This window comes from Algoriphagus chordae (genome assembly GCF_003254055.1).
GTDB lineage: Bacteria > Bacteroidota > Bacteroidia > Cytophagales > Cyclobacteriaceae > Algoriphagus > Algoriphagus chordae.
On record NZ_QKZT01000032.1, the window covers coordinates 1 to 23,007 of the forward strand.

Sequence of the window (23,007 nt, forward strand, 5' to 3'; positions counted from 1 at the left end):
ACCAAAAGCATCCGCAAGATGATCTATACCACTAATGCAGTCGAAGGGTATCACAGGCAGGTTAGAAAGGTCACCAAAACCAAAGGCGCATTTACCAGTGATATGGCATTGTTGAAACTCGTCTATCTGGCGACAAGAAGGATCGAGAAAAAATGGAGTTCCCCTTTACACAATTGGGGCTTGACTGTCCAACAATTAGCCATTAAGTTTGAAGGAAGGCTAAAGTTGGATATAAATTAATAAATTAGTTCCCTTCCCTTGGGGTACCCCAAGGGAAGGGAAGGACAGAGTTTAGCTAACACTCCCTGATCAAATATCAAAATCCTCCGGGAAGCATCTGAAATATAAATTTTGTCATTGAAAAGTTTAACATCCAAAATACCAGTCAAAAAAGAGCTCTCATTCGTCTCCAGCTGAATCAGTTTTAAAGATTTTGTCAATTGTTCCAGTTGCAATTCTTGGTCTATCTTTTTTGGGATTAAAATGGTTTGAAGTTCATTATCATCAGGCTTTGAGCAACTGAAGAATACCCAACAAACTAATGATAAGCCAGTTAGTAGATTACAGAATCGATTGTATCTCATTTTTTAAGCAGGTTCAGCTATTAGTAAAAATTTTAACTTTAATCTCCTTCATGTTATGGATCAATTAAGCTGTCAAGGAAATCCCTGATTTCCTCCGTATCTGGCCTTGGGGCATTCGGATGAATTAATTTTCCCTCTGGATCAAAAATCAAATATCTTGGGATCAGTGCTTCATCCAATGCTTTAAGATATTCCGATTCGTCTTTGTTCATAGCTACAAAAGATTGCTCTGGAATTGCTATGTCATATTTGTTAGCAACCTCTTCCCAAAACTTATAATTGTCATCTACAGATAAAAAGATTACTTCAACTCCTTTGCTTTTATAGGCTTCATTTAAAGCCAGCGACGCCGGAAAAGCTTTGATACAAGGAATGCACCAAGCAGCCCTAAGATCAACATATAAATACTTGCCCTTCTTTTGCCTTAGAATCTCTTCAAATGTGATTGAGCTTTTTTGCAGCCCCATCAATTCTATATCGGGCTCAACACCTTGAAGAGCCTTATTAGATGAATTCAATAGAACCAACTGGGCGGGATTAGCTAATTTGTCCCCATATCGCACAAGAACTTCATCTGCTTCTTTAAATGATAGATATGGAATTTCCTTTTGTAAATAGTGAAAGAGAAGAGATTTTTCGTTGGAACTAAGTTCACCACTAGCTATCAATGAATCTAATAAAGCTTTGGAATCCAACTCAGTTTGGTTGGTAATAATCAATTCAGAAAACTCATCCAAAAACACGCGTGGTGCTAGCAGAGAATTATCTTTTTCAAGAAATGAATTAATAGCCGTTTGGGTATTGATATCTAAACTTTCAGGATCATAAGCTTCCAATTTCTTTTGCTCCATTCTATTTTTAGAAATGTAAAAAGCTTTGACTTCCTCAGAAATCAGACCTTCCTTCCCTAAGGAATCTATCCAGTACAACTCTTTTTGAAACCCCTGTATGGCTTCCTCCTTATTTCGCCTCAAGTCCTCATTCATGTCTAATTCAAAGGGAAACGTCTTTGTCTCATTCCACAAAAAGTAGAAATCCTGGGCTTTTGAATGGGATTTCACATAAAGCTCAGTGTTCCTTAAAAGCTCCAGATTGTAAGTGTAATAAGAGCTTTCTTTTTTGACAGATTCAAACCAAGGCTTTTTGTCCTTTTCTAGGATAAGAATACTATCTCCATTTTGGAGGTAATAGGTAAACTCAACCTGGCTATTGTCTCGATAAACTAAATCAAGGGATCCTCTTTTAGTATTGATGATAAGATCTTTGCTTGACTCGTCAGAATTGAATGAGATCTCCACAGGTAGCATGTTATCATCCATGTATTTGAATAATGCCTTACGCTGCCGAAAAAACTGATGCGTAACACTATCTTCAAAAACCAATACAATTTGGCCGGGGCCAACAGTTGCTTCTCTTTCCTCCCCCCTTTCTCCAGAATTACAAGACCAGAAAGCCGTGAGCACCAGTAATTGGAAAAATATATGAACCTTGATTTTAGTCTTTCGCATTGCGCTTAAATTGTTGTTCCAGACTTTTATTCTTTTCCAAACTCCTGATAATTGCTGAATCCAGCGGATGTTTCTTAATTAAATCATATGCCTTCCAAAAACTTGAATCAAGTTCATAATCATTGAATTCAACTTCTTCATCTCGACCCAATGCATCTTTCGCTCGAATCTTTTTCAAATCCTCAGTCATGGGCATATCAAACCAAAACGTACTAATATCCATTTGATGCGTACCCACATCACGATTTATCAATCTTAATTCCTTGATACTAATCATTTCCGGATAATAGACTCCATCAACTTCCCTAAACTTCGCGAAAGTTTGATACTCACCAGATAAATAACCTATTTGATATTCTACAATCGCATGGTTTCTACTGTTTATTTTCAAATAACTACTGCCATTTGGGGGATCTTTAGTGCTAATAGCTATTTGATAGATCGTGTCATTTCCTATGATCTCCTCTCCCATAAATCTACGATAGGTAGGAAGCTCGGGAATACCCATAAATCTGTCCCCGTCTTTTCCAAACCAAGTTTTGGAATTATAAGCATCACCGCGAAATCCATTATGTTGATAGGTTCCAATAATTTCGTTTGATGGTCCGAGAGCGCTTCCTGTTGATTTAATTTGCTCCCTAATTCTTTGCTTCAGAATTGTCATAGTAGAGTCAACCTCACCCAATTCATCACTTTGTCTTAAGGATTCCAATTTAACTCTAAGGGCAGATCCTTCTTTTAGATAGCTAACATCTTCTACAACCACAGCTGCCTCTACTAGCTTGGTGAATTCCTCATAGTTGGTTGACACTTTTCTGTAAAATCCTTTAAGCTGATGACGTTTGTCAGGATAGTTTTTGGGGATATTATCGATCGCGTGCGAAATCATCTCTTCCATAGAATGATCTTCAGGCATCACTGTCACCTCATTCAAAGAGAGTAATTGCCTTTGGAGCCCAATTATGTTTCCTGTTTTCGAAAGCGATGAGACAGGGAGCTCCAGCTTTTGATACCCTATGGAGGAGATCACTACGATTTCATCCATGAACTGGGAAGGGAAAAAGAACTTAAACTCACCTCTCTCATCGGCTAAAGCTGAAAAATCAGGGTAGTTCTTTAAGTATAGGTATGCAAACTGGACAGGAGAGGAATCCTCCTTATCTGTCACGACACCGGAAATATTATTTGTTTGCTGATTTTGGGCTAACGCTACCTGAACACAGAGAAAAAAAATAGTGGTGCATAAAAATTTCATCACCTAATAAAATAAAAATCATAGATTTTATCAATAAAAGAATAGTCTGAAACCAAAAAAAGCCTCCCCGAAGGAAGGCTTTTAATAAAATAAGGCAGTGCGTCCTTATTTTACAGTTTCAACTACAGCTTTGAATGCTTCTGGGTGATTCATGGCTAAATCTGCCAAAACCTTACGGTTAAGTTCGATCTCACCTTTCTTCAATAATCCCATCAATTGAGAGTAGGATACGCCGTGCATTCTTGCACCTGCGTTGATACGCTGAATCCATAAAGCTCTGAATTCTCTTTTCTTCGCTTTACGATCTCTGTACGCATACTGAAGACCTTTCTCATACTTGTTTTTGGCTACTGTCCATACGTTGCTACCTCTTCCGAAGTAACCTCTTGTGGCTTTTAGCACTTTTTTTCTTCTTGCTCTGGACGCAACCGCGTTTACCGATCTAGGCATAGTGTTTTGTTTTTTGACGCATGGTGTCCCGAATTATCGGGATCTTGGAAACCAGTGTGCCTGGTGAATAAATAAACCTTAATTAATTTTTAAGCTACTGCTGAAAATCAGATTCTCAACATGTCTCTTACTCTACCTTCATCAGATTCGTGAACAAGACCAGTTTTGGTCAAGTTACGCTTCCTTTTGGTAGCTTTCTTGGTTAGGATGTGGCTTTTGAAAGCGTGTTTCCTTTTGATTTTACCGGTTCCTGTCAAAGCGAACCGCTTCTTTGCACTGGATTTGGTTTTTACCTTTGGCATTTTGCTGTATTTATATTAGTTGAAATTTATTTCTTTCCTGCTTTCGGAGCGATGAAGATGTTCATTCTCTTTCCTTCCATTTTTGGAAGCTGCTCTACTGCACCGTATTCTGCGAGTGCCTGAGCAAATTTAAGAAGTAACATCTCTCCTCTTTCTTTAAACACAATGCTACGACCTACGAAATGTACGTATGCCTTTACCTTTGCGCCTTCTTTCAAGAAGTTGATGGCATGCTTCAATTTGAAATTGTAATCATGCTCATCCGTATTCGGTCCGAATCTGATTTCTTTCAAAACAATCTTAGCCGCATTGGACTTGATCTCCTTTTGTTTCTTTTTCTGCTCGTACTTAAACTTCGCGTAGTCAAGAATCTTACAAACGGGAGGATCGACGTTAGGAGAAATCTCTACAAGATCCAGGTCATTTTCCTGAGCGAGTTTGATGGCTTTATCTGTAGGAAGTAATGCGTTTCCACCCTCTACAAAATCACCAACCACTCTCACTTCACGAGCTCTGATTTTCTGGTTTACTTTATAAGGTTCTTCTTGTCTACCTCTGTAGGGTTGTCTGTTGTTTCTCAAGTTTACGTTGATTGTTTTTATGAAATTGGATGCAAATATCGGAATTATTTCTAATTAAGAAAAACTGAATTAAATAATACAGTATTATTCCTTACTCAATGATGCTGAAATAATGCCTTGAAAATAGTTTATAAACTCCTCCGGAGAGAAATTACCTAGATCTCCTTCACCATGCTTGCGGACAGAAAGCTTTCGCTCTTCCTGCTCCTTTTCCCCTACTATCAGCATAAAAGGTACTTTTTTAACTTCAGAGTCACGGATTTTTCTTCCGATCTTTTCATCTCTGTTGTCTATAGAACCTGATATTCCCACCTCTTCGAGGATTGACTTTATTTCTTCTGCATATTCTACATATTTCTCAGAAATAGGCAAAATATTGATCTGCTCAGGTGAAAGCCATAGCGGGAAGTTGCCTGCACAGTGCTCGATAAGCACCGCGACGAATCTCTCCAAAGAACCAAATGGCGCTCTGTGGATCATCACAGGTCTATGCTTCTGATTGTCCGATCCGATGTATTCCAACTCGAATCGTTCTGGTAAGTTGTAATCTACCTGGATAGTTCCCAACTGCCATTTTCTTCCCAAGGCATCTTTCACCATAAAGTCCAACTTAGGACCGTAGAATGCAGCTTCGCCAAGCTCAGTTACCGTATTTAATCCTTTCTCTGCAGCTGCCTCAATGATCGCAGATTCTGCTTTGTTCCAGTTTTCATCCCCTCCAATATATTTGGCAGGATTTTCTGGATCACGCAACGAAATCTGAGCGGTATAATCCTCAAAACCTAAAGCCTTGAATACATACAATACCAAGTCAATAACCTTGATAAATTCCTCTTTCACCTGATCTGGGCGACAGAAGATGTGCGCATCATCCTGAGTAAATCCTCTAACACGGGTCAATCCATGCAATTCCCCACTCTGCTCATAGCGATATACAGTGCCAAATTCCGCATAGCGAATCGGCAATTCCTTATATGAGTGTGGCTTGTGCTTATAAATCTCACAGTGATGTGGACAGTTCATCGGCTTCAGCAAAAACTCTTCCCCTTCATGCGGAGTAGTTATTGGCTGAAATGAATCCTTGCCATATTTCTCATAATGGCCAGAAGTCTCATATAGAGCTTTGTGACCAATATGAGGAGTGATTACCTGCTGATAACCTGCTTTATCCTGCGCTTTTTTTAAGAAATTGACCAAACGCTCTCTAAGCAAGGTTCCCTTTGGCAGCCAAAGTGGTAGACCTGCTCCTACTTTCTCAGAGAAAGTAAATAGCTCAAGTTCTCGTCCCAGTTTCCTGTGATCTCGCTTCTTTGCTTCTTCCAGCAAAGTCAAGTATTCAGATAGCTCTTTCGCTTTAGGGAAGGTGACACCATAGATACGAGTAAGCATTTTGCGGTTCTCGTCTCCTCTCCAGTAAGCACCAGCAATGTTGGTAAGTTTCACAGCCTTTACAAAACCGGTATTGGGGATATGAGGTCCACGACAAAGATCTACGAAGTTTCCTTGCTGATAGAAAGTGATCGTTCCATCTTCAAGCCCTTCTAAAAGGTCGAGCTTGTACTCGTCACCTTTATCCTCGAAATAAGCAACAGCATCTTTCTTGGAAACATCAGAACGGATGTACTCATTTTTCTTACGAGCCAATTCAATCATTTTCTTCTCGATTGCCTCGAGCTCAGAACCATCTAGCGTCTTATCACCGAAATCTACATCGTAGTAGAATCCTGTTTCGATCGGAGGTCCAATACCGAATTTGATACCTGGATGAAGAGCTTCTAATGCTTCTGCAAGCAAGTGAGCTGAGGAGTGCCAAAAAGTATTTTTGCCTTCTCCGTCATTCCAAGTCAACAGTTGGATAGTTGAATCAGTGTCTATAGCTCGGGTAGCATCCCAAACCTGTCCATTAACTTTTGCGGCTAGAACGTTTCTCGCTAAACCCTCGCTGATACTTGCAGCAATCTGTAGTCCGGTGGTTCCTTTCTCGTACTCCTTCACAGTGCCATCCGGAAGGGTAATTTTAATTTGATCTGACATTTGTAAAATTAGTTCTGCCCATACAAAAGGGCATAAAGATTAAGTTGCAAATATGCACAAGTGCGATGCAACCAAAAAATAAATGGGAAAGGAATATGGAAATGAGTGCCAATTTTTTAATATCTCCTCTCATGGCTTTTACCTAAATTTCTTTGCTTGCTTTGGCTGGAAGACCGATGACGGGTGACCGGAGTAGCCTAAATGCTAGTGTTTAACTTACAATTAAGTCGCTTTGATGTCTTTTACTGATCCGAATTGCAGAAACACCCACTTGCTGCTGGATAAAGACCCCTTATTTTTTCACCGTATAAACGATTAACACAGGATTTTCGGAGTCTTTGGCGGCAAATGCTACTTGGGCAAAGTTCTTTCCTTTGCCTTTCACATATTCTTCAAAGCCCTCCTGACCGAGTTCTGCTTTCTTCTTCTGAAGGAACTTAAAAAGCTCTTTTCCTGGAATAGTTGAGCCAGTTTTTCCATTGGAGAACTGATGATAAAATGAACTTATGTGGAGACTTTCATTCAAATCGTTTACAAACTCTCCTTTTATAACATGCGGCTTTTGATCATCTCGTGTAAAGAAAATATTATAGCTTTCTTTTTCATAGCTCATCCTTGCATAAAGCTGGCTTTCTGCGATATACCATATTGTACTGATATAAAATTTCGCTCGATTGTTCAAAAAATTCATCAAATCAAGAGGCTCAAGATCTTCATCAATCCTCTTCACCTCATCTTGATTCTGTCCATACTTCCCAAAATCAAAAACTAGCTTAGGGATAAACTTACCTTGGTCAGCGTAATAGATGGTATCTTGAAATGGCCTTGAAAGATATACTCTGCCATTCGATGTCTGCAAATTACTCCTATCGGAATACATCCCATAATAGAGCTCTGGATCGAAAGGAATTGCCTTAATGGTGTCCTTAAATGAGTCATTAACACTCGAAATAAAGAATTCATTTTCAGCAAATGCTGAGCTATAGAAATAATATCGCTTTTCAAGATCCGAGAAAACTACAGCACCAAATTGATCTGTGACTTTTTGTTCTCTCAAGAATTTACCTTCCAAACTAAACCACATCAATTTGCTAGGAAATACTCCTATAAGCATTATTTCATCATTTCTAATAATAGCGTCATCAAAATCAAGGTATTCACCTGGTCCTTCACCATAGCTTATGATTTTATTTAGGTATTTCCCAGAACGATCAAAAATCTGAATGCATTTACAGCCAAAGATTTCCAAAACGTAAATCCTGTCTTCATGAAAAAATATCCGCGGAATATCTCTTCCTATTAGTCCATTTCCCGAATCATCCTTAAGCCAGATATATTCTATCTCAGGCTCAAAGAATTCAGAAAGTTTCCCTTCTCTAGCTTCGGAGAGGTCAACCTTGATGATTTCTAAGGCATCGCTGGATTGGCCTGAATCGGTTTCAACTTTGCTAGAACAGGAAATAAAAAAGCTACAGCAGACAAGAAATAAAAAAATCAATGGGTTTTTCATCTACCCAAAATAGTGAATAGAATCCAATAACTAAAGAATAAACTGTCCCGATATCTTAACCGCAAATGGCTTAGCTCCAGGATTATCCAAATAGGTGATTCTATGAAAAAAGTCTATTCTTAAGAATTTAAAGATGTTTTCGATTCCATAGCCCAATTCCACGTAAGGAATGTTGGGATCAAGCCTTCCGAAAGTTTCTATAGGATTACCATCTGGGTCTACAGTTGGGGCATTGTCAATGTTTTTCTGATTCACAGAACCGAACAATATATTGGCGTTGGCGACTCCTCTCCATTTTAGCTTTTTCACCAAAGGCACTTTGTTCAATAGAAAGCCTTCAAAATAATGTCGATAACGCAAGCTTGCGTACTGATCGGAAGCAAACTCATTGAAATTCATCGTATTGAAAGCAGCCGATGTATAGAACAAGGTCTCATTACCCAGATGGTTTTTCATGATAGGATACGGTACTTCTCCAAAGACCTTGGCTGCATCAAACTCGTATCGTGATACCCCAAACATGCCCACATTCAGTCGCTGATAGATATACAAATTCAATTTGGAATAGCTGATATCACCTCCTAGCCATCTCATTCCTTTGGCATAACTCAGATCAAAAATCGGCCATCTCAAAGGCCCTAAGGAAGTCCGCTGATTGTCATTAATCAATATTACCTCATCACGCCCATAGCGCAAGCCAAATTTGGCTTCTGTGGTTTCAAAGCTTGATTTGTACTCACCTGTACCCTTTTCGAGGTAATAGAAGTCATATAATGGGTCAAATTTCAAAAAACTCATATCTGAGTACATCAGAAATCCTTTGAAAAACTCTCGCTGAAAATTCAATTTATGAAGTCTACTGAAATACGGTCTTCGCAGCGTGCCAAATCTACTCGCCGCGAGAAACACACTATTTCCTTCCAAACTCGATATCTCCAAACCGACCTGATCAATTTCTTTTTGAGTGGAGAGTGATATTGAAGTCCAATGCATTCGATCCAAAATACGAGTGACACTGGCAGTGTACTTCAATTCTTCATCTTTGAAACCATAGCCCATATAGCCACTAAAAAGCCATTTCGGGCTGAATTTGATGTTGGTCCGAAAGCCCATTCCTAGTCTTACTCCCTCAATATTGTTGACATTAAAGAAACCAGGCCAAGGGCCAAGATCAATTTTCCCTACATCCAGATAACCCGTCCCAAAGAACTTGAGGCCTTCAGAAAAAAAGCGTACAATCGGAATTCTCTTCAAGGTATCTACCATTTGAAGAACAGCAATTTCCTCCTCAGTCAAAATGTCTTGACGATTATCCTTCCAAAACTCTTCCGTTGCATCATCATAGCCTGGAGATAAAGTGACTTGTTGATTGAAGAAAGATTTAGGCTGGGGTTCACCTATTTGAATGCTGTCCGCCGACATATAGAATTTGGCCAGCAATCCCGCTGTCTTCGGGGTAATTTGTCCAATCTTGATCTGAACTCGCGTTTTGGTAGGAATCAAAGGACCCGCCGAAGTTGGAGTCATCTCCTGCTGAATTTTGATTCGCTCTATAAAATTCAGGTTTGCCTCCTTCGGAATGGTCAAATCCACCTGTTTTAAGGCGTAAGTTTCCTTGTTTATCCAAATGGTGCCAGTGAAAGCCAAATCCTGCTCTCTCAAGGGATAGACTTTCAGCAGGTAACAGGAATCTTTTCCCACCAAAACCGAATCAAGTAAATCATAGTCATAAAACTGTTTCCACCCATCTGCAATAGGGGAAACAAACTCCTTTCCTACGATAGAAAGCCAGTTTCTGTAGAAATTGTACTCTTGAAAAGCTGAACCAGTAATCTGTGAGGTAGTGGATCCATCGGTGATCCCTACGCCAGTCACTTTTGTTTTCTCGACTACCTCTTTTCTAAGTTCAGGATTGCTTCTGAAATAGTATTTGGAAAGAGTTTCTGAAAAGAATACAGGCAATATCTTCTCGCCCTCGTCATTGGTCAACTGCTTAATAGAATCTAAGACGGCAGTTACTTTTTGGACGGCCTTTCTTCTCGTAAATTCCTCCGACACATGATCTATATCAATTTCAATTTTCGTATAATTCTTTGTCTGATAGGCAGGTATCTCCCTTTTGTCAAAGTCTTTTTTACGATCTACTGCCTGACGTATTACTTCAAAAGCGGGGTTCTCTCCTGCTTCAAAAACAAAGGCCTCCATTTCAAAATCAGAGGGCTTAAGCTGGAAGTTGACAGTTTGCTCAGCGACTTGTTGCAAAGCTTTCACGGCAGTGATATAACCCAAATAACTAACCGTAATGCTATCAGTAAGCGACCTAGCTTCTAGGATATAATTTCCCTCAAAGTCAGTAGAAATCCCCACAGTACTGCCTTTCAATAATACGGAAGCAAAGGGTATGGGATCTCCAGTAGCAGAATCAGTCACTTTGCCTTTCACTACAAACTGGGCAAAAGATTGCGTGCAAATCAGAAAGAGGAAAAGAAAAAGGTAATTACGGATCATGAAATAATTAGGGCACTCAATATATATTCCTGCAAAATAAATTCATTCAGCGTGCAAATTGCTACCTAGCTGCTTAAAAATTAAAAAGCTTTATGATATTAGCTTTGCTTTGGAGCAGGAGATTTGAAAAATCGACTTGTATATTTGACCTAGTAAACCGAGAAACATGATATACGATATTGCAATAATTGGTGGTGGAATAGTAGGTTTGGCTACTGCGCTTAAAATACAAAAAACTCGCCCAGAGCTCAAAATCGCCATTTTGGAAAAGGAAGATCAATTAGCCAAGCACCAAACTGGTAACAACAGTGGAGTAATTCACTCTGGACTTTATTATAAGCCAGGCTCTCTCAAAGCAACCAATTGTATCGGCGGTTATCATGAATTGATTCAGTTTTGCGAGGAAGAAAAAATTCCCTTTGAGATCACAGGAAAAGTGGTAGTTGCCACCAGAGAAGAACAAAAACCACTGCTAAACAACCTATACGAGAGAGGTCTTCAAAATGGCTTGGATGGTACGAGGTATATTACTATGGAGGAACTCAAAGAATTTGAACCTCATTGTGCAGGTGTAGCAGCACTACATGTTCCTCAAACTGGAATCGTCGATTATTTTAAAGTCGCATTGGCATACGGAAGGAAAATTATAAAGAATGGCGGGGAGATTTTTTTAAACCATAAAGTACTAGCTATTAAGGATCAAGAGGGAATCAATTACATTGAAACTTCTAATAAAACCATCCAGAGTAAACTGGTTATCAACTGTGCGGGACTCTATTCTGATAAAGTTGCTCAGATGTCTGAGAAAGATCCGATTGATGTAAAGATCATTCCGTTTCGTGGTGAGTATTTTAAACTGAAGAAAGACAGAGAATTTTTGGTAAAAAACCTGATTTACCCAGTTCCAGATCCAAATTTCCCCTTCTTGGGAGTGCACTTCACTCGTATGATGAAAGGTGGCGTAGAAGCCGGCCCCAATGCGGTTTTGGCTTTCCGAAGAGAGGGATACAAGAAATCTCAAATCAACTTAAAAGAACTTGCTGAGTCCCTAGCTTGGCCAGGATTTCAGAAAGTAGCAGCCAAGTACTGGCAAACAGGATTTGGAGAGATGTATAGATCTTTTTCGAAAGCGGCATTTACCAAGGCACTTCAAGAGCTAATACCAGAAATTCAGGAATCAGATTTGACTGAGGGAGGCGCCGGTGTTCGTGCTCAGGCTTGTGATCGTACTGGTGGACTTTTGGACGATTTCTCGATCAGAGAATCAGCTCATGCGATCAATGTGCTGAATGCTCCTTCACCAGCTGCTACAAGCTCTTTGGCAATTGGGGGAACAGTGGCGGAACTAGCTTTGAAGAGGTTTTCTTAATACAGTTTGGCGCAAGTCTTCATACTTATGCCGCGGAAATTGTGGTCTTAAAACTGCATTGGAATGGGTCCAAGTAATGAGACTTGGACCAGGTAAAGCATTTGCGAGATGATCTCAAAGGTTAACTCTACACCTGCGTATTCACAGAATCAGGCAAGTAACGATTGGCTAATTTGATCATTTCATCACCTTTCACCAGATCACTTGCACTCAATTGTGAGGTGTGCGTATGTCCGGAAGCTCCTAATAATTCCTGAACGGCATGAACGGTGTTTTTGTGGAAATTATACACCCGCTCAGATTTATCTGTTATCACAAGCCCTCCTACCAAGTTAGCACGCTGGGTAGCGACTCCTGTAGGACATTCATTGGTATTGCAACGTAAGGCTTGGATGCATCCTACGCTGAACATAAAGCCTCGTGCAGAATTACACAAATCTGCGCCGAAAGCAATGTTTTTTAGAATTGCAAAAGCAGTAATGGCTTTTCCCGAAGCTATGACTTTGATTTTCTCACGGATCTGAAACTTCTCTAAAGTCATTCTCACGAATATAAGTGCTGGCTCGAGTGGTAATCCCACACTGTCGGAGAATTCTAAGGGTGCAGCTCCTGTACCTCCTTCGGCTCCGTCCACCGTAATAAAATCTGGGTAGACATTAGCAGCTACCATTTCCTTACATATCGCAGTGAATTCCTCCGTTCTGCCTATACAAAGTTTGAAGCCTACAGGCTTTCCACTGGATAATTCCCTCAGCTTAGTGACAAACTCTATCAGTTCCTTAGCATTCGAAAATGCACTATGTGAAGGAGGAGAAAGTATGGTTGTTCCTTTCACCACTCCCCTTATTTCAGCTATTTCTTCCGTATTCTTTACACCTGGGAGCACTCCGCCGTGTCCCGGCTTAGCTCCCTGAGAGATCTTTATTTCTATCATTTTGACCTCCGGCCAATTTGCCTTCTCAGCAAATTTCTCCTCAGAGAAATTCCCATGCTCATCCCGACAACCGAAGTATCCAGTACCGATTTGCCATACCAAATCTCCTCCTTGCCTATGGTGTGAGGAAATCCCGCCTTCACCAGTGTTATGAGAGAAATCGCCTTTTTTGGCTCCAATATTTAATGCCCTAATGGCATTGGAGCTAAGCGATCCAAAACTCATCGCTGAAATATTGAAAATCGAAGAAGAATACGGCTGCTTGCACAGTTCATTCCCTATCAATACACGTGGGTCCTCATCATTGGTGTGTACAGCATAGATTGAATGCCGCAAGGCCATGTAGTCCTCGCCGTTGATATCACGCTGTGTACCAAATGGGTGTGTGTCATTGACGCTCTTGGCACGTCTATAAACTAATGAGCGTATATTTCTACTGAATGGTCTTCCGTCTGTGTTGGTCTCAATAAAATACTGCTGAATTTCAGGGCTAATTTTCTCAAGTAAATAGCGAAAATGACCTAGTACGGGGAAGTTCCGAAGAATAGCGTGGGTTTTCTGATTGACATCATAAACTCCTATAAAAAAGAGTATTACAATAATTCCTAGTATAAAATAACCAAATTTGAATTGAGCAAATTGGAAATACCACATTAGAAAAAATGTCAGTAATGAAAACAGTACAAGGCTGCCGAAAAACACTTTTCTCATAGTAAAATCTTTTGTTGAATTGATCTACAATATAGTAAAACCCTTAGGCCAAAGACTGATCTAAGAGGAATTCTTGCAGTCTATATTCTGCCCAGGTGAATTCATTCCCACTGAAAACAAAACCCGTATGCCCTCCTCTCTTTGGCATTTCCAAGGTAAGTTCTCTTTTGCTAGTAGCAAGCTCGACGGGGTAGCAATCTGGCCCAAGCAATGGGTCATTTAGTGCATTTATCACAAGCGTAGGAATGGCAATATCAGGCATCCAATTGTCGGCGCTCACAGATTTGTAGAAATCCTCAGCATCCTTGAATCCATGTAGCTTGGCGGTGAAAAGAGTATCAAAAGAATCAAAGTCAGTGACTTTCTCCAATAAATCCAGGTCTATCAAATCAGGAAACTGTATTGCTTTAGCTCTAATTTTTGCCTTGAGTTTTCCTAAAAACCGATTTTTATAAAATGCATTACTACGAAACTTCAGCGTAGCGGCACTAGACAGTAAATTACAAGGAGTAGAATAAACAGCAGCACGCTTAATTTCCGAAGGTAAATCAGCTCCTTTTTCTCCAAGGTATTTGAGCGTCTGCGCTCCCCCCATACTTATCCCTGTTAGAAAAATTTCCTTGTACATACAGGAATTTAGAACATGGGTGATGGTCGTGTCCAAATCATAACTAGCGCCATGATGATACAACATTGGTCGTAGATTGATCTCTCCACCGCAAGATCTATTGTTCCAGACCAGCACATCTATTTTGCTGGAATTGAATAATTTGACCAATCCCTTGACATAATGTCTTTCGGAATCTCCCTCTAAACCATGAGAGATAATCAAGAGTTTTTCACTACCTACTTTTGACCAATCCAAATTCAAAAAATCCCCATCAGGAGTGTCTATTTTTTCTCTGGAGTAGTTTACATCGGAGACTTTTCGAAACAAACTAGGAATGATTGTTTCCAAATGCCCATTAAATAAATACGCTGGGGGACCTTGATAGGTAGATTTGATAATCGCCATAAAGACTCAAAAGTATAAAAAATTGCAAATAGCCCGGCGAGAAAAAGTCAATAGTATTATTCTGTCAATTCATAGACCCGCTTAATGCCAATGTCCAGTTTCTCCTGCAACCTATGGTAATGACTTGCAAATGAGCTACTCTCAAAACCCTCTGTTTCGATTATTTCTTTGCCAAGCTGCAGTTCCTCCATAATATGAGAAAGCTCAAAAATATTTAGGGTTGGCTTTAATTTGTGCCGAATAAGGTGAAGTTTGACCTTATCCTTTTCAGATGAACCTTCAGCGTATTTTTCCTTAAGTTCTACCAAGCCGTGGTATATCGCTAAGGTCAATTTCTTCTGAAAGGCTTCATCACCATCTGACATTTCGCTGATCAGATTATCGAGTTCTGGATAAATTGTTTCCATGGCTATTATTTAGTTGAGGCTATACCAGCAAGAAATCCAGTGGACCAGGCAGCTTGAAAATTGAAGCCTCCCGTAATTCCATCTATATTCAGGACTTCTCCAGCAAAGTAAAGGTTAGGGTGAAATTTACTTTCCAGAGTTTCCGGATTCACCTCATTTAAGGCTATTCCTCCAGCTGTTACAAATTCTTCTTTGAAGGTGGTTTTTCCTTCAACGCTCAAATTATAGCAAAAAAGATTCTGCACCAACTTATTGATTTGCTTTTTGGAAAGTGTACCATACAATTGCTCCTTTTCTATTCCCGATCGCGAGCAGAAGTGCTCCCACAGCCTAGATGGGATCTCAAAAAGTGAGTTACCTCTTACTTTACGATTTGGATGGGCTAGCATGTAGTTTTTGAGATGAGAGCTAAACTCCTCTTCCCCATAAGCACCATTCCAATTGATCAGAGCCGTAGCGGCATAATTCTGATCCTTCAACCACTGTGCTCCAAAAGCTGACAGCTTCAATACTGCCGGCCCGCTAACTCCCCAATGCGTCACCAGCACTGGACCTCTATAAGTCATTTTCGTTCCTTGGATTTTCACTATCCCATCTACTACCGATAGCCCCATTAGTTCACGCAAAGATTCCTTGGGAGTATTGAAAGTAAATAATGATGGAATTGGATCTAAAACACTATGATTTAGATTTTTAAGAAATGAATATGAATCCAATTTTGGATGTCCTCCAGTAGCGATAATCAATTTATCTACCACAAAAACTCCCGCATCAGTTTCAAGTTTATACTGGTTTGAAACAGGATGAATTGACTTTATAGCACAGGATTTTCGTATGGAAATATTGAGTTTTTGAGCTTCTTTCAGGAGTACATCGATGATGGATTGGGATGAATCCGAAACAGGAAACATCCTTCCGTCAGCCTCTATCTTCAGTGCTACTCCCCTAGATTCAAACCAATTGATGGTATCCTCAGATTTGAATTTGTGAAAAACCTTCTTTAAGAACTTCTCCCCACGAGGATAGTTTTTAATCAGTTTGGAGATTTCCATAGGGCGATGCGTGACGTTGCATCTACCGCCTCCAGATACTTTTACCTTAGACAAAAGCTTAGGAGACTTTTCAAATATCGTAACCTCTCTTCCCGGTCCTGCCGCATGAATAGCTGCAAAAAAACCTGCTGCTCCCCCTCCAATTATCCCTATTTTCAAAACTTATATTATATTGATATACAATAACTTAACACAACTATTTTCTTTTAGTAAATGAACCTAGAATTCCTCTGGTCAATTCTCTGAAAATAGTTCTACCCAATTGTCTAAACATGGTGTTCTTACTCAATTCCTCTATCAAGGAATCTTCTTTTGCTGGGCTTTTAGATGTTCTAGTTCGGGACTTCGGCCCTGGTAATTCTGCCTTTTTCTGAGTTTCCTCTAGATCAGCCAGTTTTTTCTCCAAGAGCTCAAAAGCACTCTCTCTATCTATGTCCTGATTGTATTTGTAAACCAAGGCTGAATTTTCGACTACCTCATCTATTTCGGCCTGATTCAAAATATCCATTCTTGTGATCGGAGCTCTCACCAAGGTATGCGCAAGAGGTGTAGGAATGCCTTTTTCATTTAAAGCAGTAACTAAGGCCTCTCCAATCCCCATAGCTGTCAGCACTTCGGAAGTCTCATAATAAATAGATTCGGGATAATTTTCAGCAGTTTTAGTAATTGCCCTCCTATCCTTAGCAGTGAATGCTCTCAAGGCATGCTGCACTTTCAATCCCAGCTGACCCAATATGCTATCAGGAACATCAGTTGGCGTTTGAGTACAGAAATACACTCCAACTCCCTTTGATCTGATTAATTTGACAATGGATTCTATTTTCTCAAGTAGATCTTTGGAAGCATTAGAAAAGACCAAATGAGCCTCATCTATAAACAAACAAAGCTTTGGCTCATCGGCATCCCCTTGCTCTGGAAAGGTTTCATAGATCTCCGAAAGCAGGCTGAGCATAAAGGTCGAAAATAGCTTAGGACGACTTTGAATATCAGTCAATCGTATCACCGAAATCACTCCTTTGCCATCTTTTGTTCTCAAAAAGTCCTCTACTTCAAAGGATTTTTCTCCAAAAAATCGCTCTGCCCCTTGCTGTTCCAGTTCGATTATCTTACGCATTATCGTATTTACCGAAGCAGAAGAAACCTGACCGTATTCTTTTTTGATCGCTTCCTTGCCTTCATTGGTGATAAACTGTAGGGCTCTCTTGAGATCCTTCAGATCCAATAAAGGCAGGTGATGCACATCACAATATCTAAAAATCAGTGAAATCACCCCTTGTTGCGTATCATTAAGATCTAGAATCTGAGCGATCAATACTGGACCAAATTCAGACACCGTAGCCTTCAGTCTCACGCCTTTTTCATCAGAAATAGACATCAGCTCTATCGGCAAACCCATAGGCACATAGTCCACACCGATGACCTCAGAGCGGTTTTTGATGAAATCATTGGCAGTACCTGGCTGTGCAAGTCCAGATAGATCCCCTTTCAAATCCATCAAAACAGAAGGAACTCCTTTCAAAGCTAATTGCTCTGCAATCACCTGAAGGGTTTTGGTTTTACCAGTTCCTGTGGCTCCAGCGATTAGGCCATGCCTATTCATAGTTTTGAGTGCAATCTTGATTTGTGCTCCAGACACGGGTTTACCATCTAGTACTCCAGTTCCTAGGACAATTGAGTCTTTCTTATATTTCTGACCTTCGGCCAAGTGGGCAATGAATTCTTCTGTTTTACTCATAGTTGAAATGATTGTGAAACCAAACTACAAAAAAAACCTTGATGCCGGTGGCAAAAAGGTTTTTCAACAAATTAGGTATTTGTAAAGTGATTAGTAAGTTACTACAGGCTCAAGAGTCTTAGCTTCCTCTACGAATTCAGCTACTTTAGCAGCAGTAGGAACTACTCGGGTTAGTCCTTTTTCTTCTTGAGTTTTGACTAATGCAGCATGCAGGTTTTCAGCATTTCTTGTTCTCAATTCCTTCACTGTATCTACTCCAGCGGCTTTAAGAAGCTCTGCAAATTGGCTCGCGACACCATTAATCCTAAATAGATCCGCCATATTTACCCAAACTAGAATCTTACTTTCATCCAAGCCAGATGCATCAGCAATAGCTTTTCTTCCAGCTTTAGTAGCTCCTTTTTCTAATAGACCTTCTACAGTAGTTACTCCAGCAGATGCTAGTTTTTCTTTCATAACGGGACCGATGCTCTCGATCATTGTGATTGGTTTTCCCATCTTTCTGTTTTTTTAGGGTTAAAGTATTATGACTGACAATTCAGCTCAACGAATTATTAATTAAGCAAGGAATTTAATTTAATCCCAAAATAAAGACAATTTTTAACTTCTAAAATCCATTTTGTAGATAATGGACAGATTTGGCCATTTGGAAATATTAACTTTACGATAAAGAAACTTCTACCTTTATTGCTAGTCCAGAAAACAATATTCCTGTGAGCTTTAGATTTTATCAATCCCTCCCCCTTCTAAGTTTAATTTTAGTGATGGCCTTTAGCCAGGTTTCGTTTGCGCAGATCGGTCCTAATCTGGGTCAAACAGACCATTGGATGAAGGGCGCAAAAGCTGCGATTGAAAGAAATGACTATGAAACAGCAAATTCTATTTTCAGGAACCTGATAGATTCCGGCCAACCACTGCCAGAGGAAATGCCATATTTATTTGCCGAAACCCTGTTCGAGGTCAAACAATACGATAACTCAGCTAATTTCCTCAATAAGTACTTGGAGCTAACTGGCTTTACTGGCGAGCACTATCAAGGTGCTCAGGAGCTCCAGATTCGATTGGAAGTTCCTTTAGAAGAAATCATAGCTTGCCAACTTTGCGATCGAAGAGGTTATCGCTACAAGACCTGCTTCACTTGCGACGGGCATCGGGAGATTGAGCAAGATTGTGACTATTGCAAAGCCAAGGGTGTCGTAGGATGTAGTCGCTGCAGCGGCTCGGGGATGATCACCAAAATGAATGTTTTTAAAATCGTGGAGTATTACGAATGTGATAGATGCGCTGGGAAAGGGAGACTTACATGCCCTGTCTGCGAAGGAAGCTTGAAGCAAATTAGCTCCTGTAGAACCTGCGGCGGTTCGGGTAAATTGAGTTCAGAAGATCTCTGTGATCATGTTGAAGGGGAGCATGAGCATACTGGGGAATTGGTGAAATGATGGTTAGTTGTTGGTTGTTTGGTGGCCGTTGTTGGTTGTTGGTTTTTAGTCATAGTGATCAGTCGCAGTTGTTGGTAGTGGCAGAGTTTGTAAGAGGTAAGAGGTGAGAAGTGAGAGGATTTTTAGGTTTTAGGTGTGTGTTGGTTGTTTGTTATTAGTTTTTAGTCGCAGTTTTCAGTGCCAGTATTCAGCACAGTTAATTTATCCTAGCACCAAAGGTGCGCCCCGTACAAGCCCAGTATGAGCATAGCGAAATACTGGGTAAAGAAATGGAAGGAATAATTCAGAGTGCCAAGGGCACGAGCGGTGTGAAGTCGCAGTTGTCGGCAACCAGGGAGTGTGTAAGAGGTAAGAGGTGAGAAGTGAGAGGATTTTTAGGTTTTAGGTGTGTGTTGGTTGTTTGTTATTAGTTTTTAGTCGCAGTTTTCAGTGCCAGTATTCAGCACAGTTAATTTATCCTAGCACCAAAGGTGCGCCCCGTACAAGCCCAGTATGAGCATAGCGAAATACTGGGTAAAGAAATGGAAGGAATAATTCAGAGTGCCAAGGGCACGAGCGGTGTGAAGTCGCAGTTGTCGGCAACCAGGGAGTGTGTAAGAGGTAAGAGGTGAGAAGTGAGAGGGGTGTTGGCTTTTAGGTATTGGTTGTCGGTTTTTGGTTGTTTGTTTGGTGGCCGTTGTAAGTTGTTAATTCTTAGTCACAGTCATCAGTCGCAGTTTTTAGTGCCAGTATTCATCACAGTTAGTTTATCCTAGCACCAAAGGTGCGTCCAGTACTAGCCCTGTATGAGCGAAGCGAAATACTGGGGCTTGGTTTTCTGAAGCAGCAAAATGACGCTTAGAAGTCTCTGTGATACTCTAAACGATTAAAAAAGTCCATAAAAAAAACCGGCCTGAGCCGGTTTTAAAATTATTTGCAATATTTGGCGAAAGCCTCTTCTGCCCCGGGATATTCCAAGGCCTTTGCGAGTTGAAAGTCCTCACAGGAGGATCCGATCTTTTTCATGGCAACTTTCAACAAGCCTCTATTATAATATGCTTGCCCAAATTCCTTATCAACTGCAATCGCATTTCCATAAGCTTTCAATGCTTCATCAGGCTTACCCAATTGATGCAAAGCACGCCCTTTCATAAATGAGGCCATAGCTGGTGCACCCGAGATTTCAGCCGCTTGATCCGCATAAAGCAGTGCATTGGTATAGTTCTTTTCATTGTAATGCACATTTGCCAAACTAAGTAGCACTTGGAAATTATTTGGCTCTACTTCTAGTGCCTTTTCAAAGTCAGCTTTTGCCTCCTCGTAATTTCCTTGCTCCTCATTCGCCCTGCCTCTATTATAAAGCATGCGAACATCATTTGGCTTAAATTTCAAATCCTCAGAATACTCAAGCGCTGCTTTCTCATATTCTCCTTTATTGAAATAGGCATCTCCTGAACTGGTTTTGTTTTCTGAACAAGACCATAGAGCTGCTGAAATAAATAGAGCTAATATCGCTCGCGTACTCGTTTTCATTATAGATGGTTTATACTGCTACACTATTATCTCTTAGCGCATCATTTAAAGAGGTTTTGAGATCGGTGGAGGCTTTTCTTTGACCTATAATCAAAGCACATGGAACTTGGAAAGTGCCAGCTGGGAAAGTTTTAGAAATAGATCCAGGGATTACCACTGAACGCTCAGGCACATAACCCTTGTATTCTACAGGCTCAGATCCTGTCACATCGATGATTTTAGAACTTGCAGTCAAGGTAACACCAGCACCTATCACAGCTTCCTTACCAATTCTCACGCCTTCTACAATGATAGCACGAGAGCCGATAAAAGCACCTTCTTCGATAATTACTGGCGCTGCTTGGATAGGTTCCAAAACTCCTCCAATACCTACTCCACCACTTAAATGAACATTCTTGCCGATCTGCGCACAAGAACCGACAGTAGCCCAAGTGTCAACCATCGTGCCACCGTCCACATAAGCGCCGATATTAACATAACTTGGCATCATAACTACTCCAGAAGCTAAATAAGCCCCATATCGAGCTACAGCGTGAGGTACTACACGTACACCTTTCTCAGCATAGTTGGTTTTGAGCGCCATCTTATCGTGGAATTCAAATGGTCCCACTTCGATAGTTTCCATTTTCTGGATAGGGAAATAAAGAATTACCGCCTTCTTCACCCAATCATTTACTTTCCAATTGCCATCTTCAGTAGGTTCTGCAACACGGATGATTCCCGCGTCAAGATCTGCGATTACAGCTCTAATGGCTTGTTGAGTAGTTTCGTCTTTTAATAATTCTCGGTTTTCCCAAGCCTGCTCAATGATTGTTTTCAGTTCCATTATTTTGGTTAGTTTCGTTTAATGAGTGGAAAATTTGATTCTCGAATTCCAGTCTTGATCGCATCAAGTCTAAAGCCCGCCAAAGATACAAGAGCTTATGGAAAGCTCGGTCTTTCGTTGCGAGAAACAGGCCTATATCGCTTAAGTTTTATGGGATTTTCACAAATTCCTATAGAAAATTGCGAAGATGAAAACTTTTATACTTCCCTTAGCAAGCCTAACTCAGCCTGGGGAAGGATTGCCTCACAAATCAGATTCTTAAGGATTTTACTCAAAGTGAAGCCAAAAATCCTCATCTCTTGTACCTACGATTATCTTCCAATTGCCTCATTTTTTAAAGGGATTTTTGGCTACAAATTGGTCTATGATGTACAGGAAAACTATGTCAAAAACCTGGAGTTAAATCCAAGTTTAAGCCCAGATAAAAAGACGAGATTTAGCAGAATTATAAGGCGAATGGAGGGCGTGAATGGAGTAGATTTATTTCTGCTTGCTGAGAAATGCTACGCTGAGGAGATGCCTGAGAAAAGACCTTTTTTGATTTTGGAGAATAAATTCGCGGGAGAAATAAAGGCAAAAATCCCATTCAAAATTCCAGAAAAAGAAGGCTATGATTTTTTGATTTCGGGTACCCTAAGTCCTGCTTTTGGGACGGTCGAAGCGATCCATTGGTTCAAGGAAATCTTAAAGAAATTCCCAGATTCTAGGCTCCGAATCATCGGACATTGTACCCTTCCAAGCTATGGAATTACAGTCCAAAAAGCCTGTGAAAAAGTTTCCAATATTCAGCTAAACTTATCCAATACCCCTATCCCTCATGAGGAGATAATAGCAACATATTCAGGAGTTGATTTTGCCATTTTACCCTACCAAAATCGAGAGGCTATCAAGGATAAAATGCCTACCAAACTTTTCGAATCAGCAGCGCTTGGAGTACCAGTTTTGATAGGAGGAAATCCTAAATGGCTAGACTTTCTCACTCCTTATTCCGGAGGATTTCCTATAGATTTTTTCGACTTGGAACAGGCATCCTATCATTTCAAAACTGCGCTCAATCAGGAATATTTCACCCAAAGTCCTGGAAATTCTATTCTGTGGAAATCTCAACACAGAGATTTCATCAGCGCCATCTCTTCTCTTTAAGTTCTAAATAGGATGTGGATTACCATCCACAGTTATCCACCTGTACCCTAATTCCAACACTCGTTTCTCCAGAATGGAAACTGAACATTTTCCTCACTCTTTCAATCCAGGTCAGCAAATATGGTTTCTCAA

21 protein-coding genes are annotated in these 23,007 nt (G+C 40.3%); 4 read left to right on the forward strand and 17 right to left on the reverse strand.

Annotated features, from left to right (window positions below; translation table 11 throughout):
* Positions 1-240, forward strand: a 240-nt coding sequence (locus LV85_RS21295) for a transposase (RefSeq protein WP_146260491.1), incomplete at its 5' end; no start/stop codon positions are given.
* On the opposite strand, the gene LV85_RS22520 is transcribed toward LV85_RS21295, so the two are convergent.
* From LV85_RS22520 to LV85_RS21340, 9 genes are all read right to left on the reverse strand, one after another.
* Positions 237-584, reverse strand: a complete 348-nt coding sequence (locus LV85_RS22520) for a 6-bladed beta-propeller (RefSeq protein WP_111323261.1) — start codon at positions 582-584, stop codon at positions 237-239. The genes LV85_RS21295 and LV85_RS22520 overlap by 4 nt on opposite strands.
* A gap of 53 nt (positions 585-637) precedes the next feature.
* Positions 638-2,092 (reverse strand): TlpA family protein disulfide reductase, encoded by a 1,455-nt coding sequence (locus tag LV85_RS21305; RefSeq protein ID WP_111323263.1) that lies wholly within the window; start codon positions 2,090-2,092, stop codon positions 638-640.
* Positions 2,079-3,260 carry a peptidase associated/transthyretin-like domain-containing protein gene (locus LV85_RS21310; RefSeq protein ID WP_158531227.1) on the reverse strand — a complete coding sequence of 394 codons (1,182 nt, stop codon included), beginning with the start codon at positions 3,258-3,260 and terminating at the stop codon, positions 2,079-2,081. The genes LV85_RS21305 and LV85_RS21310 overlap by 14 nt, the downstream gene beginning before the upstream one ends.
* 192 nt (positions 3,261-3,452) lie before the next feature.
* Positions 3,453-3,797: a 50S ribosomal protein L20 gene (gene rplT / locus LV85_RS21315; RefSeq protein ID WP_086501406.1), complete on the reverse strand. Its 345-nt coding sequence runs from the start codon at positions 3,795-3,797 to the stop codon at positions 3,453-3,455.
* Between the two features lie 107 nt (positions 3,798-3,904).
* Positions 3,905-4,099 (reverse strand): 50S ribosomal protein L35, encoded by a 195-nt coding sequence (gene rpmI, locus LV85_RS21320; protein ID WP_087941465.1) that lies wholly within the window; start codon positions 4,097-4,099, stop codon positions 3,905-3,907.
* A gap of 26 nt (positions 4,100-4,125) precedes the next feature.
* A complete protein-coding gene (infC, locus tag LV85_RS21325; RefSeq protein ID WP_111323267.1) occupies positions 4,126-4,680 on the reverse strand; it encodes a translation initiation factor IF-3 in 555 nt (184 codons plus the stop codon).
* Between the two features lie 84 nt (positions 4,681-4,764).
* Positions 4,765-6,714 (reverse strand): threonine--tRNA ligase, encoded by a 1,950-nt coding sequence (thrS, locus tag LV85_RS21330; protein ID WP_111323269.1) that lies wholly within the window; start codon positions 6,712-6,714, stop codon positions 4,765-4,767.
* Positions 6,715-7,006: 292 nt separating this feature from the next.
* A complete protein-coding gene (locus tag LV85_RS21335; RefSeq protein ID WP_111323271.1) occupies positions 7,007-8,224 on the reverse strand; it encodes a 6-bladed beta-propeller in 1,218 nt (405 codons plus the stop codon).
* Between the two features lie 30 nt (positions 8,225-8,254).
* Positions 8,255-10,732 (reverse strand): DUF5686 and carboxypeptidase-like regulatory domain-containing protein, encoded by a 2,478-nt coding sequence (locus LV85_RS21340; protein WP_111323273.1) that lies wholly within the window; start codon positions 10,730-10,732, stop codon positions 8,255-8,257.
* A gap of 166 nt (positions 10,733-10,898) precedes the next feature.
* Here LV85_RS21340 and lhgO point away from each other — a divergent pair, with 166 nt between their 5' ends.
* A complete protein-coding gene (gene lhgO, locus LV85_RS21345) occupies positions 10,899-12,101 on the forward strand; it encodes an L-2-hydroxyglutarate oxidase (protein WP_111323275.1) in 1,203 nt (400 codons plus the stop codon).
* Positions 12,102-12,228: 127 nt separating this feature from the next.
* Here lhgO and LV85_RS21350 read toward each other — a convergent pair whose 3' ends face one another.
* The 6 genes from LV85_RS21350 to LV85_RS21375 all read right to left on the reverse strand — a co-directional run bounded on the left by LV85_RS21350 (position 12,229) and on the right by LV85_RS21375 (position 18,453).
* Complete coding sequence (locus LV85_RS21350) at positions 12,229-13,689, reverse strand: FMN-binding glutamate synthase family protein (protein WP_245942395.1); 1,461 nt, start codon at positions 13,687-13,689, stop codon at positions 12,229-12,231.
* Between the two features lie 100 nt (positions 13,690-13,789).
* The gene (locus tag LV85_RS21355; protein ID WP_111323279.1) at positions 13,790-14,761 is read right to left on the reverse strand and encodes a YheT family hydrolase; all 972 of its coding nucleotides are present in this window, start codon (positions 14,759-14,761) and stop codon (positions 13,790-13,792) included.
* A gap of 56 nt (positions 14,762-14,817) precedes the next feature.
* On the reverse strand, positions 14,818-15,168 hold the full coding sequence (locus tag LV85_RS21360; RefSeq protein WP_111323281.1) for a hypothetical protein: 351 nt from the start codon (positions 15,166-15,168) through the stop codon (positions 14,818-14,820).
* 5 nt (positions 15,169-15,173) lie between these two features.
* The gene (locus LV85_RS21365; protein WP_111323283.1) at positions 15,174-16,379 is read right to left on the reverse strand and encodes a BaiN/RdsA family NAD(P)/FAD-dependent oxidoreductase; all 1,206 of its coding nucleotides are present in this window, start codon (positions 16,377-16,379) and stop codon (positions 15,174-15,176) included.
* Between the two features lie 37 nt (positions 16,380-16,416).
* Positions 16,417-17,955 carry a helicase HerA-like domain-containing protein gene (locus LV85_RS21370; protein ID WP_111323285.1) on the reverse strand — a complete coding sequence of 513 codons (1,539 nt, stop codon included), beginning with the start codon at positions 17,953-17,955 and terminating at the stop codon, positions 16,417-16,419.
* 90 nt (positions 17,956-18,045) lie between these two features.
* Complete coding sequence (locus tag LV85_RS21375; RefSeq protein ID WP_111323287.1) at positions 18,046-18,453, reverse strand: DUF4332 domain-containing protein; 408 nt, start codon at positions 18,451-18,453, stop codon at positions 18,046-18,048.
* Between the two features lie 266 nt (positions 18,454-18,719).
* Between LV85_RS21375 and LV85_RS21380 the strand changes: the two genes are divergently transcribed.
* Positions 18,720-19,394: a molecular chaperone DnaJ gene (locus LV85_RS21380; protein ID WP_111323289.1), complete on the forward strand. Its 675-nt coding sequence runs from the start codon at positions 18,720-18,722 to the stop codon at positions 19,392-19,394.
* A 909-nt stretch (positions 19,395-20,303) separates the two neighbouring features.
* On the opposite strand, the gene LV85_RS21385 is transcribed toward LV85_RS21380, so the two are convergent.
* Together LV85_RS21385 and LV85_RS21390 are read right to left on the reverse strand one after the other, a co-directional pair.
* Entirely contained in the window at positions 20,304-20,906 is a 603-nt protein-coding gene (locus LV85_RS21385; protein ID WP_111323291.1) for a tetratricopeptide repeat protein, read from the reverse strand.
* Positions 20,907-20,916: 10 nt separating this feature from the next.
* Entirely contained in the window at positions 20,917-21,732 is an 816-nt protein-coding gene (locus tag LV85_RS21390) for a 2,3,4,5-tetrahydropyridine-2,6-dicarboxylate N-succinyltransferase (protein ID WP_111323293.1), read from the reverse strand.
* 21 nt (positions 21,733-21,753) lie between these two features.
* Between LV85_RS21390 and LV85_RS21395 the strand changes: the two genes are divergently transcribed.
* Positions 21,754-22,875: a glycosyltransferase gene (locus tag LV85_RS21395; RefSeq protein ID WP_111323295.1), complete on the forward strand. Its 1,122-nt coding sequence runs from the start codon at positions 21,754-21,756 to the stop codon at positions 22,873-22,875.
* The last annotated feature ends 132 nt before the right edge of the window (positions 22,876-23,007 follow it).